The organism is Georgenia halophila (assembly GCF_039541595.1).
In genome coordinates this window covers 123,269-141,551 of record NZ_BAABGN010000012.1, presented here as the reverse complement: position 1 = coordinate 141,551, position 18,283 = coordinate 123,269, and the positions used below count along the sequence as shown (strand labels likewise).

General features: G+C 71.7%; 17 protein-coding genes. 6 read left to right on the top strand and 11 right to left on the bottom strand.

Translation table 11 applies throughout. The features are described 5' to 3' along the window. Positions 1 to 265 precede the first annotated feature (265 nt). From ABD907_RS14570 to ABD907_RS14525, 10 genes are all read right to left on the bottom strand, one after another. A complete protein-coding gene (locus ABD907_RS14570; RefSeq protein WP_345216996.1) occupies positions 266 to 715 on the bottom strand; it encodes a DUF4913 domain-containing protein in 450 nt (149 codons plus the stop codon). Next, entirely contained in the window at positions 712 to 2,508 is a 1,797-nt protein-coding gene (locus tag ABD907_RS14565; RefSeq protein WP_345216995.1) for a type IV secretory system conjugative DNA transfer family protein, read from the bottom strand. Before ABD907_RS14565 ends, ABD907_RS14570 begins: the two co-directional genes overlap by 4 nt. A gap of 278 nt (positions 2,509 to 2,786) precedes the next feature. Next, the gene (locus ABD907_RS14560; RefSeq protein ID WP_345216994.1) at positions 2,787 to 3,701 is read right to left on the bottom strand and encodes a sugar phosphate isomerase/epimerase family protein; all 915 of its coding nucleotides are present in this window, start codon (positions 3,699 to 3,701) and stop codon (positions 2,787 to 2,789) included. Continuing rightward, positions 3,698 to 4,879: a dihydrodipicolinate synthase family protein gene (locus tag ABD907_RS14555; protein WP_345216993.1), complete on the bottom strand. Its 1,182-nt coding sequence runs from the start codon at positions 4,877 to 4,879 to the stop codon at positions 3,698 to 3,700. Before ABD907_RS14555 ends, ABD907_RS14560 begins: the two co-directional genes overlap by 4 nt. After that, entirely contained in the window at positions 4,876 to 6,057 is a 1,182-nt protein-coding gene (locus ABD907_RS14550; RefSeq protein ID WP_345216992.1) for a Gfo/Idh/MocA family protein, read from the bottom strand. The genes ABD907_RS14555 and ABD907_RS14550 overlap by 4 nt, the downstream gene beginning before the upstream one ends. A 198-nt stretch (positions 6,058 to 6,255) precedes the next feature. After that, positions 6,256 to 7,470, bottom strand: coding sequence for an RNA polymerase sigma factor (locus tag ABD907_RS14545; RefSeq protein WP_345216991.1), 1,215 nt, complete (start codon positions 7,468 to 7,470; stop codon positions 6,256 to 6,258). A gap of 9 nt (positions 7,471 to 7,479) precedes the next feature. Then, positions 7,480 to 7,833: a YciI family protein gene (locus tag ABD907_RS14540; RefSeq protein ID WP_345216990.1), complete on the bottom strand. Its 354-nt coding sequence runs from the start codon at positions 7,831 to 7,833 to the stop codon at positions 7,480 to 7,482. Then, on the bottom strand, positions 7,830 to 8,198 hold the full coding sequence (locus tag ABD907_RS14535; protein ID WP_345216989.1) for a YciI family protein: 369 nt from the start codon (positions 8,196 to 8,198) through the stop codon (positions 7,830 to 7,832). The genes ABD907_RS14540 and ABD907_RS14535 overlap by 4 nt, the downstream gene beginning before the upstream one ends. Before the next feature lie 274 nt (positions 8,199 to 8,472). Further along, positions 8,473 to 9,459, bottom strand: coding sequence for a LacI family DNA-binding transcriptional regulator (locus ABD907_RS14530; RefSeq protein ID WP_345216988.1), 987 nt, complete (start codon positions 9,457 to 9,459; stop codon positions 8,473 to 8,475). A gap of 202 nt (positions 9,460 to 9,661) precedes the next feature. Next, a complete protein-coding gene (locus ABD907_RS14525) occupies positions 9,662 to 10,492 on the bottom strand; it encodes an IclR family transcriptional regulator (protein WP_345216987.1) in 831 nt (276 codons plus the stop codon). Between the two features lie 255 nt (positions 10,493 to 10,747). Between ABD907_RS14525 and ABD907_RS14520 the strand changes: the two genes are divergently transcribed. From ABD907_RS14520 to ABD907_RS14495, 6 genes are all read left to right on the top strand, one after another. After that, the gene (locus ABD907_RS14520; RefSeq protein ID WP_486334110.1) at positions 10,748 to 11,839 is read left to right on the top strand and encodes a mandelate racemase/muconate lactonizing enzyme family protein; all 1,092 of its coding nucleotides are present in this window, start codon (positions 10,748 to 10,750) and stop codon (positions 11,837 to 11,839) included. Further along, on the top strand, positions 11,836 to 12,483 hold the full coding sequence (locus ABD907_RS14515; protein ID WP_345216985.1) for an ABC transporter permease: 648 nt from the start codon (positions 11,836 to 11,838) through the stop codon (positions 12,481 to 12,483). The genes ABD907_RS14520 and ABD907_RS14515 overlap by 4 nt, the downstream gene beginning before the upstream one ends. Continuing rightward, positions 12,476 to 13,486 carry an ABC transporter ATP-binding protein gene (locus ABD907_RS14510; protein ID WP_425555773.1) on the top strand — a complete coding sequence of 337 codons (1,011 nt, stop codon included), beginning with the start codon at positions 12,476 to 12,478 and terminating at the stop codon, positions 13,484 to 13,486. Before ABD907_RS14515 ends, ABD907_RS14510 begins: the two co-directional genes overlap by 8 nt. Further along, on the top strand, positions 13,483 to 14,298 hold the full coding sequence (locus tag ABD907_RS14505; protein WP_345216984.1) for an ABC transporter permease: 816 nt from the start codon (positions 13,483 to 13,485) through the stop codon (positions 14,296 to 14,298). The genes ABD907_RS14510 and ABD907_RS14505 overlap by 4 nt, the downstream gene beginning before the upstream one ends. A gap of 26 nt (positions 14,299 to 14,324) precedes the next feature. Continuing rightward, positions 14,325 to 15,269, top strand: a complete 945-nt coding sequence (locus ABD907_RS14500) for a glycine betaine ABC transporter substrate-binding protein (protein WP_345216983.1) — start codon at positions 14,325 to 14,327, stop codon at positions 15,267 to 15,269. 124 nt (positions 15,270 to 15,393) lie between these two features. Next, positions 15,394 to 16,731, top strand: coding sequence for a Gfo/Idh/MocA family protein (locus ABD907_RS14495; RefSeq protein ID WP_345216982.1), 1,338 nt, complete (start codon positions 15,394 to 15,396; stop codon positions 16,729 to 16,731). Between the two features lie 100 nt (positions 16,732 to 16,831). Here the strand turns inward: ABD907_RS14495 and ABD907_RS14490 are convergent, their stop codons facing one another. Next, positions 16,832 to 18,001, bottom strand: a complete 1,170-nt coding sequence (locus ABD907_RS14490) for a Gfo/Idh/MocA family protein (RefSeq protein ID WP_345216981.1) — start codon at positions 17,999 to 18,001, stop codon at positions 16,832 to 16,834. Positions 18,002 to 18,283 lie beyond the last annotated feature (282 nt).

The window sequence follows — 18,283 nt, the reverse complement described above, 5'->3', positions numbered from 1 at the left end:
GGACGGACCAGGCCGGTACGGCGTGCTGGATGAGACAGCGGACGGTTTGTTGTGCCACGGGGTGTGGCGACCGGTTTGCCGATCTCGGACTGCACGCCTGGCGCTGCCGCCACGGTATGACCACCAACGAGCAGTGGCAGACCCACGGCCTCGCCCTCAGCCTCGTCGCGGGAGCGGGCGCCTCGTGAGGCTCTACGCTCGGCCGCCGCGACACCTCGACTGGAGGCCATCAAGGCCTGTTTGGACAGGCGTACACGATCGCCGCTCATGACAGGTTGTCTCGCTCGTCCTCGAACAGTCCCGCGGGTGGCTCGGCATACGGGAGCGGTTCGTCGCGGTTGTTGGTGTCTTTGACGCCGTGGAAGGTGCCGTCGGGGTCCATCAGGGCGGGCATGTGGTGGTCGGCGTGATCTCGCCACCAGATGCTGGCGCCGGTGGCCGGGTCGAGGCGGTGGTGTTCCCAGGCGCGCCAGAGGGCGTCGAGGCGGCTGATGGCTTCGCCGTATTTCCACCACTGCGCGGCCCAGACTCGGCGTTGCCCGTCGATGCGGCGCCGGTACTGGTAGCGGAGGTATTCGCGCACGAACTCATCGACCGAGCCGTAGTACAGCTGCGGCATCTCCTCCGCCGGAGCGTCGGTCGCGTCGTCGTCGGCCAGATCGCTCCCCCAGTCGTCTGCCCAGTCCTCGGTGGGCGAGTCGTCGGTGGCGGTCATGGCGCCGGTTCCTGCGCGAGGGACGAGGAGACGGTCAGTGCTTCGGTTTCGGCGTCGTGGATGGTGCGTTCGCCTTGGGGGTCGTGGGCGGTGATGGAGGCGCGTACGGCGTCGGCGTGCGGGCCGTTCATCCAGGGCTGGGTGCGGATCAGCGCCGGCCGCGAGCCCGACGCGAGGACGAGGGCGCGGCCTTTGGGCATGGCGGCGAGGTCGGCGACGTCGAGGATCCGTTCGCGCTGGAGCTGACGCGAGACTGTCCGGTGCCCACGGCCCACGGACAGCGAGGAGGATTCGCGGTCGTACTCACCGACCATGCGGGAGAGGTCTTCGAGGAAGGCGGCCTCGCTGACTCCGCCGCCGTAGCACTTGATGTTGGCGGCGGACCACAGCTTCTTCATGCCGGACTCGCCCCAGACGTCTACGCCCTGGGACCAGGACTGCAGAATCGTCATCAGGACGATGCCGCGTGAGCCGTAGTGGCTGTACAGGTTCGGGAGCTCGCGCCAGCGGCAGACGTTGGCCGCTTCGTCGAGCACACCGAGCAGGGGTGTCGCGAGCCGGCCGCCCGGCGAGGTCACGGCGAGCTCCTCAGCCGCTCCGACCACCGCCACCGTCAGGGCGGTCACCAGCGGGCCGGCGGTGCCCCGGCCCTCCTTGGACAGGCTGTACAGGGTGCCGCCGTCACGGACCAGCTCGACCGGGTCGAGCTGCGGCCGGGCCTCTGCCGGCCCCTCGTGGGTGACCCAGCGGGCGATCTGTCGGTTGGTCAGGCAGGACGCCATCTGCTGCGCGGTGCCGAACACGCCCCCGCGCTGCTTGTCCGGTGCGAGCACGACCCCGGCGACTTGGTCGGCGGTGAGGTCGTAGCCGTGCTCACGCAGGATGTCGACCGCTTCCTCGTCGGTCGGACGGGTGAGCCAGGTGTAGACCTGGGTGATCGGGCGCCGATCCAGCGCGGCGGCCAGGAGCATCCCCGCGAGGAGGTCCTGGCCTGCCGGGTCGAAGTAGGCATCGGTGCGTGCGCCGGGATCGCGGGAGCCGGCGGCGAAATGCTCCGCGAGCTTTTGTGCCTTGACCTCATCGGTGACGTAGCTCAGCGGGTTCCACCACCACGTGGCCGGCTCGGCGCAGATGCCCTGAGGGTCGAAGACCCACACCCGCCCGGCCGCGGCCTGGCGTGGGCCGCGGGTGGCGTCGACGACGTCACGCTTGTTCGAAGTGATCAGTACCGCCCCGGGTGCCTCGAGGATCGCCGGGATCGCCCGCGAGGTCGTCTTTCCCGTCCTGGGTCCCCACACGTCGAGGTGCATGTCTTCCCACGAGCCGTACAGCTGCCGGCCGCCGTTGACCGTGGGACCGATCGGCACGCCCGGGGAGCCGCCCTGCACGCCGAGCCGCTGGGCGGTCGCGGTCGCCTGCTTGCGTGACTGTGACGCGATGTCACGGCCGCGGCCCATGTGCGTGGCGGCGCCATCGACACGCATCCGGGGGCCGCGGCGGCGGCGCACCAGGAGCGCGACGGCCACCACCAGGGCGAGGATGAGGACGGCTGCGCTGATCAGGATCCAGGTGCCGGCGGCGGGCCAGGTGATGTCGCCGCTGAGGAGGCCGAAGAAGACCTCGAACGGGTTGGTGGGCAGCCCGTCGGCAGTTCCGGCGAGCCGGTGGCCCAGATGCGCGCCGGCGTAGGCGCCGCCCACCACGAGCACCACCAGACCCAGCGCGAGCCAGATCAGGATCGCCTCGCCACCGGTGCCGCCGGGCCCGGTGCGGCGGTTGTTCGCCGCACTCACTGCATCTCCCAACGCTTGTTGGTGTTGTGCACATCGGCGGCCAGCTCGGTCTGCGTCAGCTGGACCGAGACCGGGATCCCGGGGACGGCCACCGACCTTGGTGAGGAACTTCCCCCGGCCCGGTAGCTCGGAGTGGCGCCCGCGTTGGGTGTCCCACGAGGTCGGGTCCTGCCACTGCTGCAACGGCCGTGCTCGGCGCGTTAGAGCTGCGTGGCGGTCGCTGTCCGCGACGATCAGCCTCGGACCCGCCACACCGTGCTGGCGACGTCCGGTCGGCGTCAGAGGTACGGCTGCACGAGCCGGGTGTAGCGCTCCGCCATGGTTGCGATCGTCTCGTCGCCCGGAGCGTCCCAGATCTGCTGGTTGAAGATCTCCACCTCGACGTCGCCGGCGTACCCGGTCTCGGCCACCCATCGGGTGATGGTGGGGAAGTCGATGAACCCGTCGCCCATGAATCCGCGCGAGAGCAGGGGATCGTCGGCGAGCGGCAGGTTCCAGTCGCAGACCTGGTAAGAGGCCAGCCGGCCGGTCTCGCCGGCACGGGCGATCTGCCTGCGCAGGTCCGGGTCCCACCACACGTGGTACGTGTCGACGACGACGCCCACCGTCTGTGCCGGGAACGGCTCGGCCATGTCGAGGCACTGCCCGAGCGTGGACAGCACGGCCCGGTCGGCCGCGAAGATCGGGTGCAGCGCCTCGAGCACGATCCGGACGCCGTGCTCCTCGGCGAAGGGCGCGAGCTCCGAGATGCGGTCCTCCACGCGCTGCCGCGCGGCGACCAGGTCGCGGTCGGCGTCGGCCGAGGCGGGGGAGTTGGGTCCGGTGGCGGCCGGCAGGCCGCCGACGACCATGACGAGCTCGCGGGTGCCGATCGTGGCCGCCTCGACGATGGCGGCGCGGTTGTCCTCCAGCGCGGCCGCGATACCTGCGTCGTCGGCCGCGGTGAGGAATCCGCCGCGGCACAGGGACGAGACCCGCAGGCCGGCGTCGCGGACCAACGTCGCGGCCTGCTCCAGACCGGCCTCTGCCACCCGGTCACGCCACAGCCCGAGGGCGGGCAGCCCGGCGCGGACCGCGCCCTCGACGGCCTGCTCGAGCGTCCACGCCTTGGTGGTGGCGGTGTTCAGAGACAGCCGGGACAGGTCCGCAATCGGCCGCTCCGCCGTCGCCCGTCCGGTAGCCGCGGCACTCATGCCGTAACCCCTGAGACGGTGAGGTAGCCGGCCATCCGCCGGGCGGCGAGGTCGGGGTCGAGCAGGAGGCCGGCCCGGTCGGCCAGCCTGAAGAGCTCGACCAGGTGCGGCAGCGACCGGCCGGACTGCAGCCCACCGACCATCTGGAAGCCGGGCTGGTACCCGTTGAGCCAGGACAGGAACGCGATGCCGGTCTTGTAGTAGTAGGTCGGCGCCGCGAAGATGTGCTTGCTCAGCGCCTGGGTCGAGGTCAGGATCTCGTGGGCCCGTGCCGCGCCGTCCGTGCCGCCGTCGAGCGACTGCAGGGCGGTGGACGCGGCCGGTGCGATGGCGGCGAAGATGCCCAGGAGCGCGTCGGAGTGGCCGCGGGAGTCGCCGACGACCAGGTCGGGGTAGTTGTAGTCGTCGCCCGTGTACATCTTGACGCCCTCGGGCAGCTTGGCGCGCAGCCAGATCTCCAGCTCGGCGTCGAGCAACGAGATCTTGATGCCGTCGACCTTGTCGGCGTGCGCGGCGATGAGCCGGGCGACCGTCTCGCCGGCGGTGCGGGGGTCGGCGGACCCCCAGTAGCCGCGCAGAGCGGGGTCGAAGGCCTCGCCGAGCCAGTGCAGGATGACCGGCTCGGAGCATTCCTCGAGCAGGGTCCCGTAGACGGTGAGGTAGTCCTCGGCGTCACCGGCGACGGCGGCCAGCGCCCGGGAGGCCATCAGGATCGGCCGGGACCCCGCCCCGACGACGGTGGCCAGCTGCTCCCGGTAGGCCTCGGTCACGGTGGCCAGCGCCGCCCGCCGGTCCTGGTGGGGAAGTGCGGAGACGGTCTCGGCGCTCAGCTGGTCGGTGCCGGCGCCGCAGGCGATGAGCGCGCCGACGGAGCGGGCCTCGGCGGAGGAGCGCCGGATCAGCTCGGAGGCGGCCGCCCAGTCCAGACCCATCCCGCGCTGGGAGGTGTCCATGGCCTCGGCGACGCCGAGACCGTAGGACCACAGGTAGTGGCGGAAGGCGAGGGTCGCCTCCCAGTCGAGGTCGGCGGGGGCGCCCGGGGTGTTCTCCGCGCCGACGCGGGGCACGACGTGAGCCGCCGCGTAGGCGGTGCGGGCGGTGAGTCGGCCCGTCGGCTTCGTCCACGCGCCCGGCTCGCCCAGGACGTGCCGGCCGTCCGGAAGGTCGACGGCACTCATCGTCCGGCTACCCCCTCGTGGGTGAGCGGGGGGACCGGCACGGTCCGCCCTTCTGTCGAGGACTGCAGGCCCAGCTCGGCGAGCTGGACGCCGCGGGCGGCCGACATCAGGCCGTACCGGTGCTGACGTCCGGCGACGACGTCACGGATGAATTCCTCCCACTGCAGCTTGAACCCGTTGTCCAGGTCACCGTTCGCGGGCACGTCGAGCCACTGGTCGCGGAACGGCTCCGTGGCCGGCAGGTCCGGGTTCCACACCGGCTTCGGCGTGTGCGCCCGCTGCTGCGCGACGCACCGGCGCAGGCCGGCGACCGCGGAGCCGTGCGTGCCGTCGACCTGGAACTCGACGAGCTCGTCGCGGAACACCCGCACGGCCCACGACGAGTTGATCTGTGCGATCACCGAGTCACCGCCGGGCGTGGTGACCTCGAAGATGCCGTAGGCGGCGTCGTCGGCGGTCGCCTCGTAAGCGTTGCCCTGCTCGTCCCAGCGGGTGGGGATGTGGGTGGTCGCCTTGGCCGTGACCGAGTCGACCGTGCCGAGGATGCCCTCGAGCACGTAGTTCCAGTGGCAGAACATGTCGACGGTGATGCCGCCGCCGTCCTCCTTGCGGTAGTTCCAGCTCGGCCGCTGCGCCTCCTGGATCTCGCCCTCGAACACCCAGTAGCCGAACTCGCCGCGCAGGGAGAGGATCCGGCCGAAGAAGCCCTCGTCGACCAGCCGGCGCAGCTTGACCAGGCCGGGCAGGTACAGCTTGTCGTGCACGACGCCGACGGTCACCCCGGTCTGCTCGGACAGCCCGGCCAGGGCGACGGCCTCGTCGAGGGTCTCCGCCGTCGGCTTCTCCGTGAAGATGTGCTTGCCGGCCTTCATCGCCGCGGTCAGCGCGGCGGGACGCCGCGAGGTGACCTGGGCGTCGAAGTAGATGTCGACCTCCGGGTCGGCGATGACCTTGTCCGCGTCGGTGGTCCAGTGCTCGATGCCGTGCAGCTCGGCGAGCTCCTCGAGCTTCTCGGCGCGGCGGCCCACGAGGATCGGCTCGACCTGCACGCGGCTGCCGTCCTCGAGCCGGACGCCGCCGGCGTCACGGATGGGTAGGAGCGAGCGGACCAGGTGCTGGCGGTAGCCCATGCGTCCGGTGACGCCGTTCAGGGCGATGCGAAGGGTGCGGATTCTCATGTCGGGAGTCAGTCTCTTCGTCGAGGGCGGTGGTGGCGGCCGGTTCGGCGACCGGGAATGCGCTTTCCGAGCGTAGGCTGGACGCGGGTCGATGTCAACTTGGCGGGCCGCTCCTGCGGCGGCGATTCGGCAGGCAATCCCTGCCGAACATGGACCGAAAGTGGTGCAGGCAGGGGATCGATCGGCGTCGTGCTGCCTTCAGCCGAGGCTGGCGCGACGGCGACCCAGGAAGGCCGCCTCCGCCTCGTTCTCGCACAGCGCGATCGCGGCATCGAAGGACTGCCGGGCGGCGTCCGTGTCGCCGGCCCGCGCCAGCAGCTCGGCCCGGGCGGCCGGGAGCCGGTGCCCCCGCAGCGCGACCTCCTCCATCGCCGCCAGGCCTGCCCGGGGCCCGCGCGCCTCGGCGACAGCCACGGCACGGTTCAGTCTGACGACCGGAGAGTCGGCGACGGCGACCAGCTCGTCGTAGCGCGCGACGATCCGGTCCCAGGCCGTACCCGCGGCGGCCGGGGCGATGGCGTGCTCGGCGGCGATGAGTGCCTGCAGGAGGTACGGCGTCGCCGGGGCGGTCGCCAGCGGGCGCAGCAGCTCCAGCGCCTCGGTGATCTCGTCGTGGTGCCACCGGTCCCGGTCCTGGTCCGGCAGCAGGACCAGCTCGCCGTCGTGCACGCGCGCGTCGCGGCGGGAGTGCTGGAGCAGCATGAGGGCGAGCAGGGCGTCGAGGTCGGAGGCGTCGTAGGACGGCGGCAGGATCGAGCGGAGCACCCGGGCCAGCCGGATCGCCTCGCCGGCGAGTTCGGCGCGCACCACGTCCGGTCCCGAGCCCGGTGCGTACCCGGCGGTGAAGGCGAGGTACGCGACGTCGGCCACCACCCCGACCCGTTCCGCCAGCTCATCGCCGTCCGGCACCTCGAAGCGGGAGCCGGCCAGCTTCTTGCGCGCCCGGGTGAGCCGGGCCGCCATCGTCGGGACGGACTGCAGGAACAGCCGGGCGACGTCCGCCGTCGTGACGCCCAGCACGAGCCGCAACGTCAGCGCGGCGGCCACCTCGCGGGACAGGGTCGGGTGCGCGCACAGCAGCACCAGCCGCAGCCGCTCGTCCGCGACGGGTTCCCCGGCGTAGGCCATGACCCGCTGCGCCCGTTCGGTGAGGTCTGCGTCGACGGCGAGCAGCGGCATCCGTCGCACGAGCACCTCCTCGGAGCGGAGGCGGTCGAGGATGCGGCGGCGGGCCGCCGTCAGCAGCCAGGCCGCACCGTTGTCGGGGGCGCCTTGCGTGGGCCAGGTCCGGGCGGCCGCCTCGAAGGCGTCGGCCAGCCCCTCCTCGGCGAGGTCGAGGCGGCGGTACCGCGCGACGAGCAGGGCCAGCAGGCGGCCCCACTCGTCGCGCAGCAGCTCCTCGAGCTCGCTCAACGGCGGCGGTCAGCCCTCGGCCTGGGAAATCGGGCGGATCTCGACGGAGTACTCCGCCGGGAGGAGCGCCGCGGCAGCGACGGCCTCGTCCATCCCGGGCATGTCGATGATCCAGAGCCCGCCCAGCTGCTCGGCGGTCTCGGCGTATGGTCCCTCGGTGACGGGGCGGTCCGGGCCGGGGCGGACGGTGCGAGCCTGATCCGGACGGGCGAGCGCCTCGCCCGCGACCAGGGCGCCGCGTGCCTCCACCGCCTCCGTGAACGCTTCGAAGTCGGTGGCCACCCGTGCCTGCAGTGCCTCGTCGGCCTGCTCCCAGCGGTCGAAGTGGTCCTGCTCCGTCATCAGCAGCAAGAACTTCGTCACGGGGCCCCCTCACCGTGGTCGACGACGGCTCGCACCTCGACGGCGCCGTCGCCGTCTGCGAGGAGTGCGCAGACCTCGAGCAGGTCGTCGAGGTCGTCCGACTCCACGAGGTAGAAGCCCGAGAGCTGCTCGACCGACTCGGCGTACGGCCCGTCGGTGATGACGGGGGATCCCGCTCCGTCGCGCCGGACGTGCTTGGCGGTCCGGGAGTGGGTGAGCTCGGCCCCGCCGGTGATCTTGTGGCCGCGCTCGGCCAGGGCCCGGGCGAATTCCTCGTGCCGGCCGTAGACCGCGGTTCGCTGCTCCGGGGTGGCGGTCTCCCAGACCGACTCGTCCCCGGGAAGCAGGACGGCGTACTGCGTCATGACAGGTTCCCTTCCGTGAGATGGAGTGTGGCACCTCGATGACGGACGGGGAACCGCTGGATCGACAGACGGCCGCGATCAGATCCGCGGGAGCGCCGCAGAGAACCGATTCGCGGGGAGCGCCGCCGAGAGCAGCCGATCGCACCGAAAGCGGATGTTCGAACAGCCGCTTTTGGTGCAAATGGCTGCTCTCGGCGGTCCGTCGGCTCTCGGCGGTCCGTCGGCTCTCGGCGGTCCGTCGGGTCTCGGCGGTCGGTCGGCCGTCCGGCCGCGATCACATCCGCGGCGTCGAGTCGCGCAGCACCACCTCGCCGGTGACGCTCAGCTGACGCACACCGCCGTCGACGTCGAGCGCGAGCGGTGTGGCCAGCCGGCCCATCTCCGCGAGCGGCAGGTGCACCGTCGTCAGTGGCGGTGCGACGTCCCGCAAGGTGGCGATGTCGTCGAAACCGGCGAAGGCGAGGTCGCCGGGGACCGAGAGGCCGGCGTCGCGGGCGGACGTCATGGCCCCCAGCGCCATCACGTCGTTGACCGCCCAGACCACCTCGACGTCGGGCGCTCGCCGCCGCAGCTCGGCGAGGGCCGCGTAGCCGCCGTCGCGGGTGAACGCGCTGTTGACCACCGCCTCGGGCGTCACGCCGGCCGACTCGAGCACACCAGCGAACCCGTCGAGGCGCTCGCGGGCGGTGAGGTGCGCTTTCGGTCCCGCCAGAATCCCGTACCTTCGGTAACCCAGCCGGAGAAGCTCGCTCGCCAGCGCGGCGGCGCCGCCGGTGTTGTCGGCCTGGACGGTCGAGACACCGAGGACGGGCTGCCCGATCAGTGCCACGGTCCCGCCGTGGCTGCGGTAGGTCTCCAGCGCCGCGCGCAGCGCCGCGTTGGCGCGCTCGTCGTCCTGGCGGCCGCCCGCCAGGATGATCGCCCGCGCCCGCTGCTCCTGCAGCGTGCGGACGAACGCGAGCTCACGCTGCGGGTCGTGCTGGGTGTTGGCGAGCGTGACGGCGAGATGCTCGTCGTCGGCCGCCGCTGCGACGCCCGTCGCGATGGCCGAGAAGTACGGGTCGGCGATGTCGTGGACGATGAGCCCGACCGTGGCGGTGCGTCCCCGCGCCATCGCCTGCGCATTCGCGTCGGGGGAGTAGTCCAGCCGCGCGGCGGCCTCCAGCACCCGGCGCCGCAGCTCCTCACCCACCACGCGGTCGGGGCTGCCGTTGATCGCCCGCGAGGCCGTAGCCATGGACACGCCGGCCGCCTGTGCCACGTCGCTGAGCGTCGCGCCCTGGCTGCCGACGGACGGTGCCCGAGGTCCTCTCGGGCTCATCGTCGCCACCCGCTCATCGTTGTTGTCCTCTCGCCGTGCGGTGCTCGGCACCGTAGCAGCCGGGCGCATGCCGGACTCGCCATCTCCGAGGCGGCCCGAGCATCGACGACGGCAACGCCGCTCACCGGGCGCGGCACTCCTGTCAGGTCAGGCCGGCGGCTCCGTGCGTGCGTGCCGACCAGCCCAACGAGCGCGACAGCGTCGTGGCTGCGCGAGCGGTGGAGCGTCCCAGATCGTCGAGATCGGCCACCCGGTCCTTGCGCGCGCTGACGTTGAGGGCGGCGATCACCTGACCGGTCTCGTTCCGCACCGCCGCCGAGGCGCCGACCAGTCTCGGCTCCAGCTCCTCGTCCACGGTGGCGTAACCCACCGCCCGAACCCGGCGGATCTCCTCGGCCAGGTCCTCCACGCTCTGCACCCGGGCCGTCGGCGTCCCTCCGGCGAGCTCCACGCCGGCGAAACGCTGGGCAAGCTGCTTGTCGGTGTGGTCGCTGAGCAGCACACGTCCGGCGGAGGTCCGGTGAGCGGGGACCACGGGGGCCGTGAGCCCCGGCGCGCGGCGTCCGTGCGGGAACTGGGTGACGAGCGTCATGACGTCGGTGCCGTACAGCACGCACAGGTGGACCGACTCGTCGAGCTCGGTCAGCAGCGCGTCCATCGGTACGCGCGCCTCCTCGAGCATGTGCATCTCCTCGCTGCCTGCGGTCAGGGCGAAGAGCTGCCACCCGATCTGGTAGCGCCGGCTTTCCGGGTCCCGCGCCACCAGCCCCACCGTCGCGAGCGCCCGCAGCGCCCGGGAGACCTGGCTCTTCTCCCTCCCCGTGATCTCCGCGAGGCGGGTCACGCCGAGCCCGCCCACACGGCGCGCCTCGGGAGAGGCGAGGGCGCGCAGCAGGTCGACGTCGCGGCGCAGCCCGCCGCTGGCGCCGGGCAGGGTGACGGCCCCGGACTCATCGAGGGAAGTGTTGCTCACACTGCAACTGTACATGCAGTACTTGCACGCAAGGGTTGCGTAGAACGCAACTGGTTTGCTTCTCTAGGAGGCACACAGACATGGACCGAGAGCCGGTCCACACGTCGGCCGAGCTACACCGTCGAGCGCTCCCCGGACATCGCGGGACGCCGAGACGTGCGTGCGGCCGGCATCCCGCAGGGAACGCTCGCCGCCGGCCAGGAGCGATCCGCGGGCATCGAGGCCCCCAGGGGCATGGAGGAGGACAGCGGCAGAGTGAAGATCTCCGACATCCGGGTCAAGCACATCGACCGCGAGCTCGACCCGCCGTTCGACGCGGCGTGGGACCCGGTTCCGCGGACCTCCTTCGAGGCCACGCTCGTCTTCGTCGAGACGGACACCGGACTGACCGGCGTCGGCTCGGGAGACACGATGGCCGGCTTCGCCGCCCACGCCCATCACTTCATCGGTGAGGACCCGCTGCGCATGGTGCGCCACGTGGAGACCATCGAGTCCATCAACTTCCACGCCGGGCGCTTCTGGCCGCTCGAGGTCGCGCTGTGGGACATCGTCGGCCAGGCGTGCGGCCAGTCGGTCGCCACGCTGTTCGGCGGCACCGCCGAGCGGCTGCCGGTCTACGCCTCCTGCGGCGACCTCAAGTCCCCGGACGCGCGCGCGGAGTCGGCGATCGCCCTGCGCGCGGAGGGCTTCCGGGCGATGAAGATCCGGATCGATCCGCGCCGGGCCGACGAGGGCGTCGCCGCCGTGCGCGCCGTCCGCGACGCGGTGGGCAGCGACCTGGACATCATGGTCGACCTCAACCAGGCATGGCGCCCCGCGGGGGACATCACCCGCTCGATCGACGTCCCCGCCGCGCGGCTCATCGCCGAGCGCCTGCTCGAGCTCGACGTCCTGTGGCTGGAGGAGCCGCTGAAGGGTGACGACCGCCAGGGACTGGTCGACCTTCGGCGCAGTACGGGGATGCGCGTCGCGGGCGGCGAGATGGCTCAGACCTTCGCCGACTCGCTGGCGTTGCTCCAGGCCGACGCCTACGACGTCTACCAGAGCGACGTCGTGCTGGCCGCCGGCATGCACCGCTCGCGTCAGCTCGCCGAGCTCGCCCGGATGCGCAACCGGTCCTTCACCCCGCACACCTGGAGCAACGGCATCGGCCTGCTGGCCAACCTCCACGTCGCCGCCGGGGTGGGCGCCGGGCCGTACCTGGAGTACCCCTACGACCCGCCGGGATGGACGCCGGAGCGGCGCGACTTCATGCTCGCCGAACCGCTGCGCATCGACGGCGACGGCTGCTTGCCGGTGCCCCAGGCGCCCGGCCTGGGCATCGTCCTGGACCCGGAACTCAGATGAGTTTTCTCGACTTCGTCATCGCTCGCCGCGAGGACCTGTTCGAGGCGGCACTCGGGCACCTCACGATCGTGGGCGTCGGCCTGCTGGGCGCCACGGTCGTCGGCGTGCTCCTCGCGGTCCTGACCTACCGCAGCCGCCTGGGGGCGTCGTTGGCGGTCAGCACGACCTCGATCATCCTCATGATCCCGTCCTTCGCGTTGCTGGGCCTGCTCATCCCGCCGTTCGGGCTGGGCTTCACGCCCGTGGCCATCGCCCTCACCCTCTACGCCCTGCTGCCGATCGTGCGGAACACGACGGTGGCCCTGCGCAACAACGACGCCGTGGTGCTCGAGGCTGCCGCCGGCGTCGGGATGGGGCGGCGGTCCAGCCTGCTGCGCGTGGAGCTGCCCCTCGCCTGGCCGGTCATCCTGGCCGGGATCCGGACCTCGACCCAGCTCATCCTCGGCATCGCCACCGTGGCGGCCTACGTCAACGGGCCCGGCTTCGGGCAGCTCGTCTTCCGCGGGCTCTCGACGTTCGGAGGGCCCAACTCCCTGAACCTCGCGCTGTCCGGCACGTTAGGAGTTCTCGTGCTCGCCATCCTGGCCGATCTCGGCTTCTCCGTGCTGCGGCGCCTGACCATCCCGAAGGTGCGCCGTGGCTGAACCGATGATCCGACTGTCCGACCTGTCCAAGAGCTATCCCGGCCAGCAGCAGCCCGCCGTCGACCGCATCTCGATGGAGATCCAGGAGGGGGAGATCGTCGTCCTCGTCGGGCCCTCCGGCTGCGGCAAGACGACGACGCTGAAGATGATCAACAGGATCATCGAGCCCACGTCCGGCCGCATCTTCGTCGGCGGCGACGACGTCACCCGGGTCGAGGCAACCAGCCTGCGCCGCCGCATCGGCTACGTCATCCAGGCCGGCGGTCTGTTCCCGCACATGACCGTCGCCGACAACGTCGGCGTCGTGCCGTCCCTGCTCGGCTGGGACAAGCCCCGGATCGCCGCCCGCACGCACGAGCTGCTCGAGATGATCGGGCTCGACCCGGGGACCTACCGCAAGCAGTACCCGCAGCAGCTCTCCGGCGGCCAGCAGCAGCGCGTGGGCGTCGCCCGCGCCCTCGCCGCCGACCCGCCGGTCCTGCTGATGGACGAGCCGTTCGGTGCGGTGGACCCGATCGCCCGCGCCGGTCTGCAGGACGAGCTCCTGCAGCTCCAGTCCGACATCCGCAAGACGATCGTGTTCGTCACCCACGACATCGACGAGGCGATCAAGATCGGCGACCGCATCGCCGTGCTGCAGGACGGCGCCCACATCGCGCAGCTCGACTCGCCGGGCCGGCTGCTCGCCTCGCCGGCGAACGACTTCGTCGAGGACTTCGTCGGTGCCGGCGCCCAGATCCGCGGGCTGAGCCTGAACCGGGTCGACGAGCTCGAGCTCGACCCGGCGCCCGCGGGTACGTCGGCGCGAACCATCGGCCCGGACGCCACGCTGTACGCAGCGCTGGACCGGCTGCTCGGCGCACCCGGGCACGTCCTCGCCGTCGTCGACGACGACGGGCGCGCCCGCGGCACCCTGACCCTGGCCAACCTGCTCGCCGAGGTCGAGGAGCGCAACGCGCAGTGGGCGGCGGGCACGCGCGGCGCCGGGGCGGACGCACGATGAGGGTGGACACCGACCCGCGTCCGCCGTCGGGCTCTGCCAGGCCGCCCGGCACGGCGCGGCCGCAGGAGCCGAGGATCCTGGCTCGTGGCTGGCGTGCCTATGCGGTCCGGCCGGTGCTGCTGGCCCTGCTGTGCGCGGCAACCGCCGCCTTCGTGGCGACCCGCGAGCTGGACTCCATCGAGCAGCGGGTGCTCACCGTCGACAACCTCTCCACCGCACTGGTCGAGCACGTGCAGCTGAGCCTGGTGTCCTTCGGCATCGTGATCGTCCTGGCCGTGCCGGTCGGCGTCCTCGTCACCCGCCGGTACGGCCGATGGCTCATCCCGGTGGTCACCGCCCTGGGCAACCTCGGTCAGGCGGTGCCCAAGATCGGCCTGCTCATCGTGCTCGCGATCATGTTCGGCCTCGGCTTCAAGATCGCCGTGGCGGGGCTCGTGACCGGGGCGGTGCTCGTGGTCCTGACCAACACGGTGACCGGCCTGCTCGGCATCGACCCGGCCAGGCTCGAGGCGGCTCGAGGGATGGGCATGGGCCCGTTGACCGTGCTGCTGCGCGTCGAGCTGCCCCTGGCCGTGCCGGTCATCGCGGCCGGCGCACGCACCGCCCTGACCCTGATCGTCTCCTACGGCGTGATCGCCGTGTTCGTCGACGCCGGCGGACTCGGCGGAGTCCTGCTGACCGGGATCGACGTCTCCCGCATCTCGATCGTCTTCGTCGGCGCAGCCATGAGCGTGACCCTCGCGCTCATGGCCGACTGGCTCGGCTGGATCGCCGAGGAGCTGCTGACACCCCGCGGCCTGTCCGCCGCATAAGACCCTCCAAGAAGAAAAGGAAGTGTATGCGCCTGCGTACCAAGCTGTTTGTCCCGGTGCTGCTCTCGACGAGCCTCCTGCTCGCCGCCTGCGGCGGCTCCTCCGGCGGTGAAGGAGAGGGACCCCTGGCCGGGGCCGAGCTCACCATCGGCTCCAAGAGCTTCGCCGAGAGCATCATCCTCGGCCACATGACCATGCTGGCCCTCGAGGACGCCGGTGCCGCTGTGGAGGACCAGACCGGCATCGAGAGCAGTGCCAACGTCCGCACCGCGCTCACGTCGGGCGACATCGACCTGTACTGGGAGTACACCGGCACGGCGTGGATCTCCTACCTCAACAAGACCAACCCCATCCCGGACGCTCAGAAGCAGTTCGACGCCGTCGCCGAGGCCGACCTGGCGCAGAACGACATCGCCTGGCTCGCCCGCTCCCCGATCAACAACGCCTACGCCATCGCGGCGAGCAGCGAGACCGCCGAGCAGCTCGGGGTCTCCACGATGTCGGACCTGACCACCCTGCTGGCGGAGGACCCCGACGCGCTCACCCTGTGCGTCGAGTCCGAGTTCGCCGCCCGCGACGACGGCCTTCCCGGCGTGCTCGAGGCCTACGACCTCCAGGCCCTGCCGGAGCAGAACATCAGCACCGTCGGCGAGGCGATCATCTACACCGAGCTCCGGGACGGTGGGACCTGCAACTTCGGTGAGGTCTTCGCCACCGACGCACGGATCTCCGCCTTCGACCTCACCGTCCTCGAGGACGACCGCGCGTTCTTCCCCATCTACAACGCGTCCCCGACCGTGCGCGCGGAGACGGACGAGAATTACCCCGAGATCGCCGAGATCCTCACGCCGATCGCGGAGGCGCTGGACAACGAGACCATGGCCGAGCTGAACGCCCAGGTCGACATCGAGGGCCGCACGGCCGAGGACGTGGCCGAGGAGTGGCTCACCCAGGAAGGCTTCATCGACTGACCCAGAGCTGAGCGCCCCGGGTCCTGGTACGGCTGGAGCCGTCCAGGGCCCGGGCACCGATGTGGTGGGACGGCGGCTCGTGCCATGCTTGGCGTAAGCGCTTTCACGACAGAGGAGCACCTCGATGACGACAGAGACGTCCGTCCGCCGCTACGCCGTCGCGGGCACGGGCCACCGCGCCAGCATGTACGTGCAGGCCGCGATCGGCACGCACGCCGACGTGTCCGAGCTGGTCGCCTGGTGCGACACGAACCCCGGACGGATCGACTTCTACGACGGCGTGATCGCCGAGGCGGGACGCGGTCCGTTGCCGCGGTACACGCCGGACGGGCTCGAGGAGATGGTCCGCGAGCACGGCGTCGACGTCGTCGTCGTCACCTCCCCGGACCACACGCACGCGGACCTGGTGACCCGGGCCCTGCGGGCGGGGGCCGACGTCGTCGTCGAGAAGCCGCTCACCACGGACGCCGAGGGGTGCCGCCGGATCAACGACGCCGTGCGAGACACCGGGCGCAACCTGGTGATGACCTTCAACTATCGCTACTCGCCACGGAACTCCGCCCTCAAGGAGGTCATCGCGTCCGGTCGGATCGGGCAGGTCACGTCCGTGCACTTCGAATGGGCGCTCGACACCGTCCACGGCGCCGACTACTTCCGCCGCTGGCACCGCCAGAAGGCGGGCTCCGGCGGGCTGCTCGTGCACAAGTCCTCCCACCACTTCGACCTCGTCAACTGGTGGCTCGCCGACACCCCGACCCGCGTCTACGCGCGCGGGCGCCTCGCCTTCTACGGCGACGAGGGCGCGGGCGTCGCGCAGGCCGGGCCGCGACCGGCACGCGGCCTGGACGCGGAGGCCGGCGACCGCTGGGCCCTGGACATGCGCAAGGACGAGCATCTCACCAAGCTGTATCTCGACGCCGAGCAGCACGACGGCTACCTGCGCGACCAGGACGTCTTCGCACCCGGCATCACCATCGAGGACAACATGGCCGTCCTCGTCGACTACCGCGGCGGCGCCATGCTGAGCTACTCGCTCAACGCGCACTCCCCGTGGGAGGGGTACCGCGTCACGGTCAATGGCACCGAGGGGCGCGCCGAGCTGGAGGTGGTCGAGCGCGGCTCCGTCGAGGTCGACGCCCAGGGCGCGTCGGTGCTCGACCCGAGCGCCCGTGAGGCCCAGGACGCCGACACGGTCCGGCCGAAGGGCGAGCGGCTCGTCGTGCAGCGGCACTGGGAGCGAGCCCGCGAGGTCGAGATCCCGCAGGGTGTCGGCGCCCACGGCGGCGGCGACGCCATCCTCCTCAGCGACATCTTCAACGGACCGGGCGAGGACCCGCTCGGCCGCCCCGCCGGCTACGTCGACGGCGTGCGGGCGGTGGCCGTGGGCATCGCCGGGAACGAGTCGATCCGGACCGGTCAGCCGGTCGACATCGACGACCTCGGACTCGGCGTCGAACTCTGATCGCGCGCGTCGCCGAGAGCGGACAGATGATCCGAAAGCGGATGTACAGACGCCCGCTCTCGGGTTAGGCGTCCGCTCTCGGCGTTGGCCAGGCCCGGCGTCAGCGAGCCGCGGGGTCGTGGGCCGGTGCCCACGGTGCACCCAGCGTGCTGAAGGTCTGCATCTCCTCGGCGACCCGGTGACACCAGTCCTCGACGTCGTGGACGACGGCGTGCCTACCGAGGTCGTCCTCTCGCCAGGTCACGTGCTCCGGCCCGATCGGCGCCGGCTCGGGCGCCGTTCGGACGGCCTCCATGACCCGCATGAAGCCGCCGGCGTCGTCCAGCGCGCTGAGCAGCGGCACCTCCCGGTCGCGCACGTGACCGACGAGGTTGGGAAGCAACCCGGTCGAGGTGCAGGTCAGGCGCCGTGTGCCTGCGGGGGAGACGACGTCGACGACGTCGCTCTTGTACCGGAGCACGACGTGCCCGTCGGTTCCGTGCACGATCACTCGTGGTTCGGAGTTGTCGGTCGCGCACAGGGTCAGCCCGACCGCCACCGGGAGGCCGGAGCTGGTCACGATCCGCACCGAGGAGGTGTCGTCCGCCTCGATGTCATTGGCGTGGAACAGGTCGGTCTCGACGACGGCGACGTCCTCGGCGCGGCGTGCACCGGCCAGTCGCAGCGCGGCGGCGACGGCGTGGGCGAACGGGTTGGTCACGACGCCGTCCACGACCTCGACGCCGTCGACCCGGCGACGTCCCGCCCAGGCCGCGCGTGTGTAGTAGGAGGTGTCACGGACCCAGGTTCCGACGCCTCCGACGCCCCGGACGTCACCGATCTCGCCGGAGGCGACCACCGCGTCGATCTCGGCGTAGGCGGACGACCCGTCGGCCTGGAACCCCACCTGGCAGGCACTGCCGGTCTCTCGGGCGAGGCGGCGCAGGTGCCCGTAGTCGGCGAACGTGGCGGTGGGCGGCTTCTCCAGCAGCACGTGGCAGCCGGCCCGCATGGCCTCCTCGGCAAGCGGCGCGTGGGTCGGGATCGGGCTGGCGATGACCACCACGTCCGGACGGTCCTGGGCGAGAAGGTCCGTCAGCGAGGCGTAGCGGGGTGCGCCGGCGGCCAGCTCCTCGACCTCGCCCTTGAGTGGTCTGGGGTCCACGACGGCGCAGAGCGCTGCCGTGGCGGTGATGTCGCGGAGGGCGTGCAGGTGCACGCGGCCGAAGCCCATGGCGCCGACGACGGCCACCCGGACCTCGCTGTCGGAGTGGACGTCCCGGCGGGCCATGCCGAAAGCGTTTACGCACGGGACCGCGATGTCAAGCGGGGTGCCGCGGGGCCGGACGTGGACCCGACCATGCCGGCACGCACCCCATCGGGCCCGTCAGCCGCGCGATCCCGGGCCAAGTATGACAACGCCGCGCCGATGCTTGACGATCAGCGGAGCCGCGGTCATAGTGGAAGCGCTTACGCCAACGGGTTTGGGACATCCGGCCCCTGCCGCAACGCCGGTACATCGATGAAGATCCGCCGAGGAGGACGCATGAGGCGCTCCCCGTCACTTCCGCAC

Bases quoted from the DNA above. Each gene is read 5' to 3' on its own strand.
- ABD907_RS14570 (WP_345216996.1), bottom strand. From the start codon at position 715: ATGACCGCCACCGACGACTCGCCCACCGAGGACTGGGCAGACGACTGG.
- ABD907_RS14560 (WP_345216994.1), bottom strand. From the start codon at position 3,701: ATGAGTGCCGCGGCTACCGGACGGGCGACGGCGGAGCGGCCGATTGCG.
- ABD907_RS14555 (WP_345216993.1), bottom strand. From the start codon at position 4,879: ATGAGTGCCGTCGACCTTCCGGACGGCCGGCACGTCCTGGGCGAGCCG.
- ABD907_RS14550 (WP_345216992.1), bottom strand. From the start codon at position 6,057: ATGAGAATCCGCACCCTTCGCATCGCCCTGAACGGCGTCACCGGACGC.
- ABD907_RS14535 (WP_345216989.1), bottom strand. From the start codon at position 8,198: ATGACGCAGTACGCCGTCCTGCTTCCCGGGGACGAGTCGGTCTGGGAG.
- ABD907_RS14515 (WP_345216985.1), top strand. From the start codon at position 11,836: ATGAGTTTTCTCGACTTCGTCATCGCTCGCCGCGAGGACCTGTTCGAG.
- ABD907_RS14505 (WP_345216984.1), top strand. From the start codon at position 13,483: ATGAGGGTGGACACCGACCCGCGTCCGCCGTCGGGCTCTGCCAGGCCG.
- ABD907_RS14500 (WP_345216983.1), top strand. From the start codon at position 14,325: ATGCGCCTGCGTACCAAGCTGTTTGTCCCGGTGCTGCTCTCGACGAGC.
- ABD907_RS14495 (WP_345216982.1), top strand. From the start codon at position 15,394: ATGACGACAGAGACGTCCGTCCGCCGCTACGCCGTCGCGGGCACGGGC.
- ABD907_RS14490 (WP_345216981.1), bottom strand. From the start codon at position 18,001: ATGGCCCGCCGGGACGTCCACTCCGACAGCGAGGTCCGGGTGGCCGTC.